10 protein-coding genes are annotated in these 14,827 nt (G+C 69.2%); 3 read left to right on the forward strand and 7 right to left on the reverse strand.

Annotation, left to right across the window (positions count from 1 at the left end):
• The first annotated feature begins 146 nt into the window (after positions 1 to 146).
• Positions 147 to 2,783: a TonB-dependent receptor plug domain-containing protein gene (locus ACFPN1_RS14705; protein WP_386755918.1), complete on the forward strand. Its 2,637-nt coding sequence runs from the start codon at positions 147 to 149 to the stop codon at positions 2,781 to 2,783.
• Between the two features lie 699 nt (positions 2,784 to 3,482).
• Here ACFPN1_RS14705 and ACFPN1_RS14710 read toward each other — a convergent pair.
• Genes ACFPN1_RS14710 through ACFPN1_RS14720 form a run of 3 tightly spaced genes read right to left on the reverse strand, consistent with a single transcriptional unit; the run spans position 3,483 to position 7,237 of the window.
• Positions 3,483 to 4,709 (reverse strand): multifunctional CCA addition/repair protein, encoded by a 1,227-nt coding sequence (locus ACFPN1_RS14710; protein ID WP_386755920.1) that lies wholly within the window; start codon positions 4,707 to 4,709, stop codon positions 3,483 to 3,485.
• 55 nt (positions 4,710 to 4,764) lie between these two features.
• Positions 4,765 to 5,148 (reverse strand): PH domain-containing protein, encoded by a 384-nt coding sequence (locus tag ACFPN1_RS14715; RefSeq protein ID WP_386755921.1) that lies wholly within the window; start codon positions 5,146 to 5,148, stop codon positions 4,765 to 4,767.
• Between the two features lie 28 nt (positions 5,149 to 5,176).
• Positions 5,177 to 7,237: a lytic transglycosylase domain-containing protein gene (locus ACFPN1_RS14720; protein ID WP_386755987.1), complete on the reverse strand. Its 2,061-nt coding sequence runs from the start codon at positions 7,235 to 7,237 to the stop codon at positions 5,177 to 5,179.
• 179 nt (positions 7,238 to 7,416) lie between these two features.
• Here ACFPN1_RS14720 and ACFPN1_RS14725 point away from each other — a divergent pair, with 179 nt between their 5' ends.
• On the forward strand, positions 7,417 to 8,217 hold the full coding sequence (locus tag ACFPN1_RS14725) for a sulfite exporter TauE/SafE family protein (protein WP_386755922.1): 801 nt from the start codon (positions 7,417 to 7,419) through the stop codon (positions 8,215 to 8,217).
• Between the two features lie 142 nt (positions 8,218 to 8,359).
• Positions 8,360 to 11,308 carry a TonB-dependent receptor plug domain-containing protein gene (locus tag ACFPN1_RS14730; RefSeq protein WP_386755989.1) on the forward strand — a complete coding sequence of 983 codons (2,949 nt, stop codon included), beginning with the start codon at positions 8,360 to 8,362 and terminating at the stop codon, positions 11,306 to 11,308.
• Positions 11,309 to 11,424: 116 nt separating this feature from the next.
• On the opposite strand, the gene ACFPN1_RS14735 is transcribed toward ACFPN1_RS14730, so the two are convergent.
• From ACFPN1_RS14735 to ACFPN1_RS14750, 4 genes are all read right to left on the reverse strand, one after another.
• Positions 11,425 to 12,165 (reverse strand): endonuclease/exonuclease/phosphatase family protein, encoded by a 741-nt coding sequence (locus tag ACFPN1_RS14735; protein ID WP_386755990.1) that lies wholly within the window; start codon positions 12,163 to 12,165, stop codon positions 11,425 to 11,427.
• Positions 12,166 to 12,218: 53 nt separating this feature from the next.
• Complete coding sequence (locus tag ACFPN1_RS14740) at positions 12,219 to 12,974, reverse strand: thiol:disulfide interchange protein DsbA/DsbL (RefSeq protein WP_386755924.1); 756 nt, start codon at positions 12,972 to 12,974, stop codon at positions 12,219 to 12,221.
• A 76-nt stretch (positions 12,975 to 13,050) separates the two neighbouring features.
• On the reverse strand, positions 13,051 to 13,746 hold the full coding sequence (locus ACFPN1_RS14745) for a thiol:disulfide interchange protein DsbA/DsbL (protein ID WP_386755992.1): 696 nt from the start codon (positions 13,744 to 13,746) through the stop codon (positions 13,051 to 13,053).
• A gap of 118 nt (positions 13,747 to 13,864) precedes the next feature.
• Entirely contained in the window at positions 13,865 to 14,653 is a 789-nt protein-coding gene (locus tag ACFPN1_RS14750) for a c-type cytochrome (protein ID WP_386755925.1), read from the reverse strand.
• Positions 14,654 to 14,827 lie beyond the last annotated feature (174 nt).

Genomic DNA, 14,827 nt, shown 5'->3' on the forward strand with positions numbered 1-14,827 from the left:
GCGCGACCACGGCACCCGCGGCGATGCGCGTCCGCACCCGGATTCGGCAAAGCGAGAGAACTGCTTGCGCAAAAGTTAAAAATTAATGAAGCTCGGCCGGGGCTTTCAGGGGCAGCCCTCTCCACTACAAGAAAGGAATTCCCGCCATGCCGCACTTCAACCGCAATCGCCTGGCGCTGGCCGTGGTCGCCACGCTGACCGCCGGCCTCGCATCGCCCGCGTTCGCCCAGGAGACCCCGCCGGCGCCTCAGCCCGACGCTCCCGCCGCCACGCAGGCCGCACCCGCCAAGGAAGCCGTCGAGCTCGACCAGCTCGTCGTCACCGGTACCCGCGTCCAGGGCCGCTCGCCGACCCAGTCGCTGTCCCCCATCGACGTGTTCCGCCCGGCCAACCTGGAACGCCAGGCCTCGGCCGACTTCACCGACCAGCTGTCGGTGGTGGCGCCGTCGTTCAATACCCAGCGCTTCCCGATCGCCGACGGCACCGCCTTCATCCGCCCGGCCAACCTGCGCAACCTGCCGCCCGACCAGACCCTCGTGCTGATCAACGGCAAGCGCCGCCACCGCTCCGCGCTGGTCAACCTGCAGGCCGAGCCGTTCGGCACGGTCAACCAGGGTTCGCAGGCGGTCGACTACGGCCTGATTCCCTCGGCCGCGATCTCGCGCGTGGAAGTGCTGCGCGACGGTTCGTCGGCGCAGTACGGTTCCGACGCCATCGCCGGCGTGGTCAACATCATCCTCAACGACAACGCCGAAGGCGTGCGCGTCGATACCCAGTACGGCTCGACCTTCAAGGGCGACGGCGACAAGTGGCGCACCTCGTTCAACCTCGGCCTGCCGCTGACCGAAGACGGCTTCTTCAACCTCACCGCCGAGTACTTCGAAAGCGACTTCACCTCGCGCGGCATTCCGCAGGCGAACGCGGCGCTGGTCGGCGCGGCGATCGGCCGCGAGCAGGTGCCGTTCGATGGCCTGGGCCAGCGCTGGGGCGATCCCAACGGCAAGGGCCTGCGCACCTTCTTCAACGCCGAGATTCCGCTCAACGAGAGCGTGAGCCTGTACGGCTTCGGCAGCTACGCCGATACCAAGTACAACTCCAGCTTCTTCTACCGCACACCGGTGGGCGTGCCGGGTGTCGCGCCGCGCGGCACGCTGATGGTCGACGCCAATGCCGACGGCCTGCCCGACAACGTCGACCAGGCGCTGGTCGACAGCATCATCGCGCAGGGCCTGGATCCGAACGACTACCTCACCGCCGACGCGACCAGCCCGTCCGGCTTCGTCGCCCTCAATCCGATCTACACGCAGTTCCCCGGCGGCTACACGCCGACGATCGCCGCCGACCTGATGGACTACGAAGGCGTGTTCGGCGCCCGCGGCAAGTTCGGCAACGGCCTGAACTGGGATCTCAGCCTGCGCCAGGGCGAGAACCGCGTGTATTACAAGCTGATCGACTCGATCAACCCGAGTCTGGGCGCGCTCAGCCCGACCACGTTCGAGCCCGGTTTCCTGACCCAGCTCGAGCGCGGCGCCAATGCCGACTTCTCGTTCCCGTGGGAGAACTCGGTCTTCGCCTCGCCGATCAACGTGGCCTTCGGCGCCGAGTGGCGCGAGGAGACCTACAAGATCGCCGAAGGCGACTTCCCGTCGTGGCAGATCGGTCCGACCGCGGCGCTGTTCGGCTTCGGTTCCGACGGCTTCCAGGGCGACGCGCCGGATGCAGCGGGTGAATTCAGCCAGTACAGCCGCGCGGCCTACATCGACCTCGAAGCCGACGTGGTCGAACGCTTCACGATGGGCGTGGCCGGCCGCTTCGAGGATTCCTCCTCGTTCGGCAACACCTTCGACTGGAAGCTGTCGGGCCGCTTCCAGGCCACCGACACGTTCGCCGTGCGCGCCACGGTCAACACCGGCTTCCGCGCACCGACGCCGGGCCAGATCAACACGCTCGACGTCACCACGACCGCCGACTCCAACGGCAATCTGATCCCGCAGGGCACCTTCCCGGTCAACAGCCCCGCCGCGATCGCCCTGGGCGCGGTGCCGCTGCAGGCGGAGGAGTCGCAGGCCTACTCGGCCGGCTTCGTCTACACGCCGAGCGACAACTTCAGCCTCACCGTCGACTACTACAACATCAAGGTCGACGACCGCATCGCGCTGCGCAACATCGCGATCGCCCCGGGCTCGGCCGAGCAGCAGGCGCTGATCGACGCCGGCATCCCGCTGTCCGCGCTGCCGGGCCAGGTGTCGTACTTCACCAACGGCTTCGACAGCACCGTGCAGGGCATCGACCTGGTCGCGATCTACAAGGCCGACTTCGGCAACTGGGGCACCGGTACCTTCGACCTGCGTCACAGCTGGAACAAGCAGGAAGTCGATCACGTCGACACCAATCCGTTCGACGGCAACCCGGTGCTCGACGGCGAACGCGTCGCCGACCTGGAGAACCAGCTGCCGAACAACCGCTCGGTGCTGACCTTCGACTGGCGCTCGCCGTGGAGCTTCGACGTGACCGCGCGCGCCAACCGCTACGACGGCTGGGAAGACGTGACGTTCGGCGAAACCGCTTCGTTCGACGCCAAGTGGCTGTTCGACCTGGCGGTGACGTTCAAGCTGTTCGACGACCGCGCCCACGTCACCGTCGGCGGCAACAACATCTTCGACGAGTACCCCGACAAGCAGCCCAACTCCGTGCTCAACTTCCTGGGCGCGCAGTACCCGCTGTCGTCGCCGTACGGCTTCAATGGCGGCGAGTGGTACGTGAAGGTCGGCTTCGAGTTCTGAGCGGAGCGACTGCAAGGTGGTAACGACGGGCGGCTTCGGCCGCCCGTTTTTTTGGTCTTCTTCTCCCCGCTTGCGGGGAGAAGATGCCCGGAGGGCAGATGAGGGGCGGCGAGCGCAGCGAGCTGCCTTTGCTTCTTGCTTCTCACCCGATGGAGAACAAAAGCCAAAGCAGCTCGCTGCGCTCGCTCCCCCTCACCGCCCCTTCGGGGCACCTCTCCCCGCGAGCGGGGAGAGGAATGCATACGCGAGATGGGAGGCAGATGCCGGGTGCGAGCACAGCGAGTCGGGTGTTGCTCTTCTTCTCCCCGCTCGCGGAGAGAAGATGCCCGAAGGGCAGATGAGGGGCGGCGAGCACAGCGAGTGGGGTGTTGCTCTTCTTCTCCCCGCCTGCGGGGAGAAGATGCCCGAAGAGCCTGCCCCCGAATGCTTAAATCGGGGGGCAGATGAGGGGCGGCGAGCGCAGCGAGCTGCCTTTGCTTTTTGCTCCTCACCCTTGGAGAACAAAAGCCAAAGCCGCTCGCTGCGCTCGCTCCCCTCACCGCCCCTTCGGGGCACCTCTCCCCGCGAGCGGGGAGAGGAATGCATACGCGAGATGGGAGGCAGATGCCGGGTGCGAGCACAGCGAATTGGCGCTTGCACTTCTTCTCCCCGGGAACGGAACGCGTGCGAATGCGCTTCGGATGCGGCCGCAGCCTCAGCTCAGGGCCGCTTGCCGGTCGCCGACGCGATCGCGACGATGCGCGCCTGCCGCAACGCCTCGCCGAGCTCGGGGCCCTGCAATTGTCCCGGCAGGTCGGCCGCGCGCACCGACATCGCCGCGGCATGCGCCAGGCGCAGCAGCGGACCGGCGCTGTATTCGACGTCGGCCAGGCCGGCGCGGCCGCGCTTGTCGGCTTCGCACGCGATCGCGATGCGCTCGATGCGCTCGGGGCGGCGGAAGCCGTCGCAACGCGCGATCAGTTCGTACACGGTCGAGGCGCGCAGTTCGGCCACGCGATGCACGTTGAGATGGTCGCGGCAGACGCACTCGGCGAGCTGGCGGTGTTCCACCGGCACTTTGAGGCGCTCGCACAGCGCGCGCAGCGGGGCGATGCCGGCGTTTTCGTGGCCGATGTGCTTGGGCAGGATGTGTTCGGGCGTGAGCGCCTTGCCCAGGTCATGGGTGAGTGCGGCGAACGCCACCAGTTCGTCGCCCGGCGCCAGGCGCGCGGCCATGTCGCAGACGAGTTCGACGTGCACGCCGGTGTCGATCTCCGGGTGGTACTCGGCGCGTTGCGGCACGCCGTACAGCGCCTCGACTTCCGGCAGCACCGTTTCCAGCGCACCGCACTCGTGCAACGTGCGCAGGAACGCCGACGGCGTCGCGCTGGTGAGCGCGCGGCGCAGTTCCTGCCACACGCGTTCGGCCGTGAGTTCGGCCAGCTCGCCGCTGGCGACCATCTCCCGCATCAGCGCCATGGTTTCCGGCGCGACGGTGAAGCCGAGTCCGGCGAAGCGGGCCATGAAGCGCGCCGCGCGCAGCACGCGCAGCGGATCCTCGGCGAAGGCCGAGCCGACGTGGCGCAACACCCGCGCCGCGAGGTCGCGCTGGCCGCCGAAGGGATCGATGAGGTTGCCGCCGGCGTCCTGCGCGATCGCGTTGATGGTGAAGTCGCGCCGCTGCAGGTCTTGCTCCAGCGTCACCGACGGATCGGCATCGACGACGAAGCCGCGGTAGCCGCGCCCGGACTTGCGTTCGGTGCGGGCGAGCGCGTACTCCTCGCCGGTATCGGGATGCAGGAACACCGGAAAATCGCGGCCGACGGTCCTGAAGCCCGCCGCTTCCATCGACGCCTGCGTCTCGCCGACGACGACGAAATCGCGATCGCCGTGCCCGAGGCCGAGCAGGCGATCGCGGATGGCGCCACCGACGAGATAGATCTCCATCGCGCAAGTTTAAGGGAAGCGCCGGGCGTGCCGTTGCCGCACGCCGCGGGCGCAGTCAGCGCGCCGGTGGGGCGTGTTGCGCGAGCAGCGCGACGATGTCCTGCGCGCCGGCGTTGCGGCCCAGGCTGCGCGTCAGCGGCGCGGGTTGTCCGGAGACCCAGATGCGCAGTTCGGCTTCCAGGTCGAAATGCCCGGCGGTCTCGATCGAGAACATCACGATGCTGCGGTAGGGCACGCTGAGGTATTCGACCTTGCTGCCGGTGACGCCCTGCTTGTTGACGAACACCAGGCGGCGATCGGTGAACACGATCAGATCGCGCACCAGGCCGAACGCGCGCTGCAGGCTCTCGCCCGGCGCGAGCAGCGGGGCGAAGTCCTCGGCGATCCGGCCGAGGTCCTTCTCGCTGGCATGGCCGAGCAGGGTGTCGATCAGGCCCATGGCGGGTGTCCTCTGCGTGCGGGGCGCATCAACGCGATTTCGTCGGCGTGCGCGGCGATGCGGGTGTGGTGGATGCAGGTGGAGTGGCAGGCGCGGGCGTCGGCGCCGCAGCGAGCGGACAGACGAACTTCTTGCGCGGACCGTCGAGGCGACCGCGCATGCGCTCGGTCAGCGCCAGCGCATTGCCGTTGAGGCGCCAGTCGTAGAGCACGCTGAAGGCGAGCACGCGCGCGACGTAATCGCGCGTCTCCTTGTAGCTGACCGTCTCGATCCAGAAGTCCGGATCCATGCCCGGGCGTTGCGATTGCCAGCGCGCCAGCGGGGTGGGGCCGGCGTTGTAGCCGGCGATGGCCTGGTAGGGCTGGCCGCCGTACTTGTCCAGCAGCTGTCGCAGGTACGCGGTGCCCAGGATGATGTTGGTGTCCGGGTCGTAGAGCGAATCCGCGCCGCCCCAGTCGAGACCGAGCGTGCGCGCTACGGTCGCGCCCGTCCCCGGCAGGATCTGCATCAGCCCCATCGCGTTCGCGCCGGAACGCGCGCGCGGATCGAACACGCTTTCGGCGCGGATCTCCGCGGCGACCCACGCCGGGTCGAGGCGGTTGCGGGCCGCTTCGCGACGGATCGTGGCGTCGTGATGCAGCGGGAAGCGCAGCGTGTACAGGCGCGACTCGTCGGGTCGCGCTTCGCCCGCCGGCGTCTTGCCCAGCGCGAACACCGCGCGGTCGAACCACCCGTGCGACTGCGCCACTTCCACGGCCAGACGGCGTTGCGTGTCGTCGAAACGGCGCAGTGCGTCGTCCCATTCGCGCGTGGCCCAGCCGCGGCGATCGATGCGGTACAGGCCGACCGCCCGCACCAGCGCGGGATCGCGCGCCACCGCTTCGCGTTGCGCATCGGCATCGGTGGGCAGCCACGGGCACAGCGTGTAGGGCGCGTCGATGCGGTCGGCGGCGAGGAAGCCGTGGAACTCGGGCTTGTTCGCCGCCTCGCGGTACAGGCGCTGCGCGGTCGGCCTGTCGCCGGTGAGTTCGGCCAGGCGTGCCTCGAAGTACTGCCAGCGCGATTCGCCGCGCTGCTTTTCGCCCATGTGGCGGATCGCCTCGAGCGCCGCGCGCCAGTCCGAACGCGCCATCGCTTCGCGCGCGCGCCATTCGTGCAGGCGTTCGTCGTACGCCGACGGCGGCACCGCGGCGAGGCGCTGCGCCGATTCGGGTTCGTACGAGGCTACGGTCCACAGCGCGATCTGGTACAGCACGCGGGCGCGGTCTTCCTCGGTGAATTCGAGTGCCTGCGCGTACTGCGGCAGTTGCGCCTCGGCCGCCAGCGGCACCGATTTGGCCAGGCGCGCGAGTCCGTACGACGCCACGCGCCGGCTGCGCTCGGTCTTCGGCCACCCCAGCGCGCGCGTGTGTATGGCTTCGAGGAAGGCGGCGTAGTCGTTGGCGAGCGCGGCCTCGTCGGCGGGCAGGCCGCGGGCCGCGCTGCGCATCACTGCGGGTTGCCAGGCGGCCGCGGCGGCATCGATGCGTTGCCAGCGCAGCTCGGGCGTCAGACCGCCCTTGGCGGCGAGCGCGGCGAACACCGTGTCGCAGTTGGACGGCAACGGCTCGTCGGCGCTACGCCACAGCGCCTGCACTTCCTCCGTCCATTGCGCATCGTCGCGGCCCAGCGCGCGGCGCGCCTGCCATTGCGCGCAGCGCAACTCGGTGCGGCGCACGGACGGCTTCCAGGCGGCGAGCAGCGCGGCCCAGTCCTCGCGTCGCGAAGTTTCGGCGATCCAGATTTCGCGGAAGGCTTCGGCCGCGGCCTGGCCGTCGTAGCGCGTGAGGAAGGATTGCGCCTGCTGCGCGCCGACATCGTCGATGTTGCGGCGCAGGTTCGCGTATTCGATCCAGGCGTAGAGCGGATGCCGTGCGAGATCGGCGTACTGCGCGGCATCGAAGTCGCCGCGCTCGGCCGCTTCGATCGCGGCGCGCACGCGCAGCAGTTGCGGATCGGCGTCGACGATGGTGGCGGCCATCGGCGCGGCCTGCGCCTGCGGATTCCAGCGCAGTGCGGTGCCGGATACGGAGGGCAGGGCTCCGGCCACGACCAGCAGCGTGGTGGAGAGGATGCGGGGGGACATGGCGACCGACTATAGCGGAGCGATGTGAATGCGCGGTGCCCGCTGCAGCGCGCACTACGGCGCCGTCGGCCGCGCGTACCGACGATGCACGCGCGTCGCGCGTTACGATCGCCGGCCTTCCGCGATTCGATGATGGAGTGGCCATGTTGCTGTCGCTGCTGTTGTTCCTCGCGCTCGGCGCGGTAGCCGGCGTGCTCGCCGGATTGCTCGGCGTCGGTGGCGGGCTCGTGCTGGTCGCGGCCCTGGCCTGGCTGCTGCCGGGCGTCGGCGTGCCGCAGGAAGCGGCGATGCATGCGGCGCTGGCCAGTTCGCTGGCGAGTATCGTCCTGACGGCGGCGGCCTCCGCTCGCGCGCACCACGGGCGCGGCAGCGTGCTGTGGCCGACGGTGCGCTGGATGGTGCCGGGCCTGCTGGTCGGCGGCTGGCTGGGCAGCGGCATCGCGGTGCGCATCGATGGCGACGCGCTGCGCTGGATCGTGGCGGGGTATTGCCTGCTCGCGGCCGCGCAATTGCTGTTCGGCCGTACCCGTGCGCCCGCCGACGGCCCCGTGCCGGCGCCGCGCGGCGCGGCGATGACGCTGGCCGGCACCGCGATCGGCGCGGTTTCGGCGGTGGTCGGCATCGGCGGCGGCAGCATGACCGTACCGCTGCTGGTGTGGCGAGGCGTGGCGCCGGTGCGTGCGGTGGGCACCTCGTCCGCCTGCGGCGTGGCAATCGGCCTGGCCAGTGCGGTGGGCTACGCGCTGCATGCACCGCATGGTGCGCTGCCGCAATTCGCGCTCGGTTACGTGTACCTGCCCGCGGCGATCGGCGTGGCGGCGGCGTCCGTGTTCGCCGCGCCGTACGGCATGCGCCTGGCCCATCGCCTCGACGGTGCCAGCCTGAAGCGGGTGTTCGCGGCGTTCCTCGTCGCGGTGGGGGTCAGCCTCGCCCTGGGTGGGTGAGCGGTTTTGCCGGAAAGGGCGTGACTTCTTTCCGCTTGTGGCGGATTCACTAATTGTTTACAACTCGACGGCGCTGTCCGCAGGACCCCGACAGCGCCCCCGCGTGCCCGCTACAGCATTCATAAGAATTCCAGGAGAGAGAATCATGAAGTCGCTGCGCCCCCAGAGGTTGGCGAAAGCCATCCAGCTGTCCCTGCTCCTGAGCCTGCCGGCCGCGTTCGCTTCGAACGTCGCCGCGGCTCAGGACGCACCCCCGGCCGATCAGGCCAATGCGACCACGCTCGATACCGTGACGGTGACCGGTTCGCGCATCAAGCAGTCGAACCTCGTCACCTCGCAGCCCGTCTTCATCCTCGACCGGCAGAAGCTCGAGAAGACCGGCGTGCAGACCGTCGGCGAAATCCTGCAGCAGCTCACCGCGAGCGGCCAGGCGCTCAACGCCAAGTTCAACTCGTCGGGCAACTTCGGTTACCCCAATGACGGCGGCGGCATCGGCGCGGGTTCCGCGCAGGTCGACCTGCGCAATCTCGGCTCCAAGCGCGTGCTGGTGCTGGTCGATGGCATCCGCTGGGTCAACGAATCCTCTGCCTCGGGCGTGAGCGGCAGCGCCGACGTCAACACGATTCCGCTGGCGATCGTCGAACGCGTCGAAGTGCTCGAAGACGGCGCCTCGGCGATCTACGGCTCCGACGCCATCGCCGGCGTGGTCAACATCATCACCCGCCGCAACTTCGACGGTGCCGAAGCGCACGCCTACTACGGCGAGTACGAGGACGGCGGCGAGACCACCGAGGCCTCGGTGACTCTCGGCGGCGGCGGCGAGCGCTTCAATGCCGTGTTCGGCGCGAGCTACTACGAGCAGAAGAAGATCAGCTCGGGCAGCTGGGAGCAGTCCTCGTTCCCGACGCCGGGCACGGGCCTGCGCGGCGGCAGCTCCGGCACGCCGCAGGGCCGCTACACCTTCTGCGATCCGTCGATCGCCGATCCCACCCAGTACGGCTTCTGCGATCCGGCCGGCGAGATGTGGTTCGACCTCACGCTCAACGACGGCACCACCACGCCGGCGTGGGACCCCAACGATCCCACGGGCGGCACGTACCACAACTTCAGCGGTGCCGACCGCTTCAACTTCGCGCCGTACAACCTGCTGCTGACGCCGAGCAAGCGCAAGGCGCTGTTCACCAGCCTCAACTACGACCTGACCGACAACGTCCGCCTGCACGCCAAGGCGATGTACAACAACCGTACGTCGACCAACCAGGCTGCGCCGGAGCCGATCTTCGTCGGCCCGTTCGCCGGCACCGGCGGCATCGCCGACACGGTCATCGTCCATGCCGACAACCCGTACAACCCGTTCGGCATCACCCTGGATCCGGCGAGCAACTTCGGCTGGGTCACGCGCCGTCCGGTCGAAGTCGGTCCGCGCATCTTCAACCAGGACGTAGATACCAGCTACTTCAACCTGGGCCTGGATGGCACGTTCGCCGTCGGCGAGCACTCGTTCAGCTGGGACGTGAACGGCGTCCATTCCGAGAACAAGGCGCAGCAGCACTTCTTCAACGGCTACAACGTGGCCAAGATCAAGCTCGCGCTGGGTGATCCCGCCGTGTGCGCGCTGGTGCCGGGCTGCGTGCCGCTCGACCTGTTCGGCGGCCAGGGCCGTCCGATGACGCAGGAGATGATCGACTGGATCCGCACGGAGCAGATCGACGCCAGCAAGCAGACGCTGGACCTGCTGCAGGCCAACATCACCGGCGACCTGTTCAACATCGGCGACCGCACTGCGGGCTTCGCCGCGGGCGTGGAACACCGCAAGTACCGCGGCGAGTTCAACCCCGATCCGCTGCGCCGTACCGGCGAATCGCAGGATTCCTTCGCGGCCGCCGTTTCCGCCGACTACAAGGTCGACGAAATCTACGCGGAAGCGAACTTCCCCGTGCTGGCCTCGCTGGAACTCAACGCGGCGGTGCGCTACTCCGACTACTCGACCTTCGGCGACGCGACCACCGGCAAGGTCGGCTTCCGCTGGCAGCCGGTCGAAGACCTGGTGTTCCGCGGCACCTACTCGGAAGGCTTCCGCGCCCCGAACCTGGGCGAGCTGTACGGCCTGACCCAGTTCGGCGCGACGCTGGTGGATCCGTGCGGTCCGACCGGTACCCTGGTGGTCGACGCTTCCGACGGTCTGAACACCACGCCGCTGGAAACCGCGTGCCGTGCACAGGGCGTGCCCAACGGCTTCGAGCAGGCCAACACGCAGATCACCACCTTCACCGGCGGTAATCCGGACCTGCAGCCGGAAGAGTCCGACAGCTACACCGTCGGCATGGTGTACAGCCCGAGCTGGGCCGAAGGCCTGTCGTGGTCGGACAAGCTCGACTTCGAACTGAGTTACTACAACCATGAAGTCGACGGCGCCATCCAGGCGCGCGACCTGCAGGCGCTGCTGGAGTCCTGCCTCGCCGCCGGCGGCCTGCCGACTTCGTCGCCGAGCTGCGCGGTGTTCTCGCGTGGTCCCAGCGGCAACCTCAACCCGCCGAACAACTTCCTCGACAACCTGGGCACCATCAAGACCGACGGCATGGACGTCAAGGTCAACTGGCGCAGCCCGGAATGGGGCTGGGGTCGCCTGACCGCGGGGCTGCAGGCCACCACCGTGTTCAAGTACGAAGCGGTGGATGTCGACGGCTTCAAGTCGCAGCGTGAGGAAGGTGTCGAAGTCAACGACAGCGCCATCCCCGAGTGGCAGACCAACCTCCAGGTCGGCTGGAGCAAGGGCGACTGGGACGTCAGCTGGACGTCGCGCTACATCAGCTCGGTCAAGGAAGCCTGCAGCAACGTGCCGGTCGCCGAGGCTCCGGGCTGCATGGGCGGCGTCGAGTTCAACGACCTGGGTTCCACCACCTACCACGACCTGCAGGTGGGCTGGAAGAACGCCTTCACCCTGGACGGCCTGAAGTTGTCGCTGGGCGTCAACAACATCTTCGGCAAGGAACCGCCGGTGTGCCTGACCTGCTCGCTCAACGGTTACGACGCGGGCACCTACGACCTGCCGGGCTCGTTCTGGTACGTCAGCGCCGACTACCGCTTCTAAGCGATCGGTAGTGGTTAAACGAAACGGCCGGTGGTTCGCCACCGGCCGTTTTCTTTTGTGCGCCATGCGTCGATGGCGCCGGGACTGCGATGTCTGCGCCTGCGATTCGGCCGCGATCAGCTGCGGATTGCGCTGGCCGGGACGTCGAGTTCCAGCGACAGCGCGAGGTGGTCCGATTGCGCCGCCGGCAGCGCGCGCGCGTGGTGGCGGGTCAGACCGTCGCCGAGCAGGATGTGGTCGATCGCGCGCTGCGGACGCCAGCTCGGAAAGGTCGGCACCACATGCGCGGGCGGCTGCAGGCGCGTGCGCCGGAACAGCGTGGCCATTTCCGGTCGGTCGATGTCGCAGTTGAAGTCGCCCATCAGCACCGCGTGCGGGTGGTCGTGCAGCAGCTCGGCGATGAAGGCCAGCTGTGACGCACGCGATTGCGCGCCGAGCGAGAGATGAGCGATGGCGATGGTGAGCGAATCGGCCTCGTCGCCGAAGCGCGCGAGCAGCACGCCGCGGCCGGCGATGCGGCCGGGCAGGGAATGGTCGATGACTTCCACCGGCTCCAGCTTGCTCAGCAGGCCGTTGGCGCTGGAGGCCACGCCGCCGACGCGCCGGTTGGGCTGGTGGCTCCAGTAGTGGAAGCCGCCGCGCTGGGCGAGGTAGTGGGTCTGGTTGGTGAAACCCGAACGCAGGCTGCCCGGATCGCTTTCGTTGAGGCCGACGATGTCGTGTTCGCCGGCGAGCTGCGCGATCGCGTCCAGGCTCAGCCGCTTGTTGCCCATCGGCAGCACGTGCGACCAGCTGCGCACGGCGTAGTCGCTGTAGCGGCGCGTGCTCGAGCCGGCCTGGATGTTGGCGCTGAGCAGCTTGAGCCGGCGATGGTCCGGATGGGCCTGCATGTCACCGCCGTGGCGACGGCTCAGCCGCCGCGCGCCGCGCGCTCCCGGGCGACGAGATGCGTGGCGATGCGCAGCATGTCTTCCATGGTCTTGCCGGTGACGCGGTACTTGCCGTCGACGACGATCGCGGGCGTGCCGTCGACACCGGACCGGATGATGAAGTCGGTGGCATGCCGGATCGCGTCGTTGGTGGCCGGGCTGCCCATGGCCACGACGAACTGTGCCGGATCGACGCCGGCCTGTGCGTACAAGGCGGCGATCGTCTGCGGCGTGGCGCGCATCGGATCGAGCCGGCCGCTCACGTGCAGCGCATCGAACACGGACTCGTGGGTGCGGGCGCGCACGCCCAGCGATTCGGCGGCGTAGAACGCGCGCACGAACGGTTCCGGGTTCGCGCCGAACGGGCCGGCGACGGGCACGAACTGCACGTCGGCCGGTTGCCGCGCGCGCCATTCGAGCAGCAGCGGCTCGAAGCGCGCGCAGTGCGGGCAGGTGTAGCTGAAGACTTCCACGACCTCGATGCGGTCGTCCGCGGCGCCGTAGCGGTGGCCGTCGGGGATTTCGGCGTAGTCGATGCCGGCGACCGGCGCCGGACCGGTGGGCACGTCGGGCGTGGCGGCGGGCGCGGGTTCGGCGGCGACGGGGCGGGACGCGGTCGCGGCCGGCGCTTCGGCATGCGTCGTCGCTGGGGCTGCGGTTTCGTTGGTGCAGGCCGTGGCGAGGAAGAGCACGAACAGGCAGAGGACGGACAGGAACGGGACGGAACGCAGGCTCATCGCGGTGCTTCTCGCGGAACGGAGTGGGGTGGACCAGGTACGGCGGCAGGATAGCGGCGGCAGGCGAACCGGCGCGTCAGCGCCCGCGCGCCCGGGCCGCGGCGCGTTCGCGCGCGACCAGCTGGTCGACCACGCGCAGCGCGTCCTTCGGCCCGGCGGTGACCCGGTACTTGCCGGCCACGATGAGGGTCGGCGTGCCTTCCACGCCGGTGCGGCGCACGAAGGCCTCGGCCTTTTCCATCTGCGCATCGACGGCCGCGCCGTTGAGCGTCGCGATGAAGTGCGTCGGCTGCACGCCGAAGCGCACGTAGAAGGCGGCGAGCTCGTCGTCGGTCGGATTGCGCGGCAGGGTGCCTTCCTCGTGCAGCGCGCGGAACACCGCTTCGTGCGAACGATCGAGGATGCCCAGCGCCTTCGCGGCGAAATACGCCCGCGCGTACGGCGTCCAGTAGCCGCCGAAGGGCGCCGGCACCGGGGTGAACTTCACGTCCTTCGGCAGCCGGTCCTTCCAGGCTTCCACCGCGGGTTCGAAATGCGCGCAGTGCGGGCAGGTGTAGCCGAAGACCTCCACCACCTCGATCCGGCCGGCGACCGGTTCGTAGGGCGCGGCGTCCTCGATCACTTCGTAGTCGATCCCTTCGGTCGCGGACCGCGGCGCATTGAGCACGGCATCGACCGCCTTGTCGATCGCCGCTTCGGACATCGGTCCCGTCTGCGCCGCGGCAGGCAGGGCGAACAGCAGCAGGCTCAGGCACGAGGCGAACAGGCGCAGGGTCATGGGGATCCTTCGTCGAAAGCAGGGGCGGAAATGAAAACGCCGACCGTGGCGGGCACGGTCGGCGTATTGAACAACAGCGTGCCGGTCTGTGACCGTGCGCGTGGCGCCGGGTTCAGCGCGCGCTGGCCTGGGCGGTTTCCGCGGCGACCTCGTCGGCGCGCGGGTGCAGGCCCTGCACGTAGCTGGCGAGCGAGCCGATTTCCTCGTCGGTGAGCTTGCCGGCGATCGTGGCCATCACGTTGAACAGGTGCGGATCCTTCTGCGTGGTGGTGCCGGCGCGGTATTCCTCCAGGCGGCGCTGCACGTAGGCGGCCTGCTGGCCGGCGACGGCCGGGTAGGCCGGGCCCGGATTGCCGGCGCCGACCGGGCCGTGGCAGGCCATGCACGCCGGGATGCCGCGGGCCTGGTCGCCGCTGCGGAACAGCTGCTGGCCGACTTCGAAGAACTTCCTGTCCTTGTTCGGGCCGGCGGTGATCACGGTGTCGTCGGCGACGCCGGAGGCGGCCTTCTGCATCGCGAAGTGCGCGCCCAGGTCGCGGGCGTCCTGCGCGGTCAGCTGGTCGGCGAACGGCTTCATCACCGCGGCCATGCCGGTGTTGCGCTCGCCGCTCTTGAACAGGGCGATCTGGTGGGCGATGTAGCGCTCGGGCATGCCGGCCAGGCGCGGGTACTGCGGATCGGTCGGGTTGCCGTCGAGGCCGTGGCACGCGGCGCAGGTGCCGGCCTTGGCGGCGCCGGCCTTGGCATCGCCCCAGGTCGCCGGCTTCTCGACCAGCGGCGCGGTCTGCACGGCTGCGTTGTCCGGCACCGGGGTGACCGTGGCTTGGGCGAAGGCGACGGCTGCAGCACCCACTGCGACTGCAGTGAGGCCGACGAGGCCGAGGACGCGGGCGTGGCGCATGAGGCTGGGCTCCAGAACTGGGACGAGTCCGTCGGCCCGCTTTCTGCCGGGCTTGTCGAAGGACGAAACCGCGAAATTATCGTTGCGGGGCGCGGGACGGTCAACGCGAGCCGGTCCCGGCGGGCGTCGCTGCGCCGGCTCCGTGGGCGCGGATCGCGGCGCCGGCGTCGGGCC

The organism is Lysobacter yangpyeongensis (assembly GCF_042655745.1).
Lineage (GTDB): Bacteria > Pseudomonadota > Gammaproteobacteria > Xanthomonadales > Xanthomonadaceae > Agrilutibacter > Agrilutibacter yangpyeongensis.

Coding starts and splice junctions, on each gene's coding strand:
- ACFPN1_RS14705 (WP_386755918.1), top strand. CDS start 147: ATGCCGCACTTCAACCGCAATCGCCTGGCGCTGGCCGTGGTCGCCACG.
- ACFPN1_RS14710 (WP_386755920.1), bottom strand. CDS start 4,709: ATGGAGATCTATCTCGTCGGTGGCGCCATCCGCGATCGCCTGCTCGGC.
- ACFPN1_RS14715 (WP_386755921.1), bottom strand. CDS start 5,148: ATGGGCCTGATCGACACCCTGCTCGGCCATGCCAGCGAGAAGGACCTC.
- ACFPN1_RS14725 (WP_386755922.1), top strand. CDS start 7,417: ATGTTGCTGTCGCTGCTGTTGTTCCTCGCGCTCGGCGCGGTAGCCGGC.
- ACFPN1_RS14740 (WP_386755924.1), bottom strand. CDS start 12,974: ATGAGCCTGCGTTCCGTCCCGTTCCTGTCCGTCCTCTGCCTGTTCGTG.
- ACFPN1_RS14750 (WP_386755925.1), bottom strand. CDS start 14,653: ATGCGCCACGCCCGCGTCCTCGGCCTCGTCGGCCTCACTGCAGTCGCA.